Raw genomic sequence first — 463 nt, 5'->3', positions numbered from 1 at the left:
TAGTTCATGGGGGCGGACATAGTTGAACTCGTGTCGGAAGTGCTCAAGCAGCAATTGCTGATCAATCAGATTGTGCCCCAGAGGCAGTTCAAGCTTCATGCTGCGATGCATCCGCTCGTGACGGCCATTCTGATCTGGGCGCGCGGGTGCGGTCCGTTCGGGAATAATCCCGAGGCGGATCAACCAGACAGCAATTGTGGACATCCTTGCCAGCCCGACTGAAGCAAATGGGCTGCCGTTGTCAGAGCGGATGACCTCTGGCATTCCGTGCTCCTGAAATAGCCACTCAAGCGTCTGTATGACCGGCTGCGTCATGATGTTCTTGTGGGCTTTGCAGGCCAAGATGAGGCGCGAAGCATGGTCTGTAACCGTTAGTGGGTAGCACCACTGACCGTTGAGCATCTTGAACTGACCCTTGTAGTCGATGCACCAGGTCTTGTTCGGCTCGTTGGCCTCCCTCATC

Annotated in this window: 1 protein-coding gene; it reads right to left on the bottom strand. The window is 55.7% G+C overall.

Annotated features, from left to right (window positions below):
* Nucleotides 1-463, bottom strand: a 463-nt coding sequence (locus OO258_RS27340; RefSeq protein ID WP_266035006.1) for a DDE-type integrase/transposase/recombinase, incomplete at both ends; no start/stop codon positions are given.

This window comes from Pseudomonas sp. DCB_BI (genome assembly GCF_026240995.1).
Classification (GTDB): domain Bacteria; phylum Pseudomonadota; class Gammaproteobacteria; order Pseudomonadales; family Pseudomonadaceae; genus Aquipseudomonas.
Note: the sequence above shows the minus strand (reverse complement) of the source record. Positions and strands in the feature narration are given on the sequence as shown.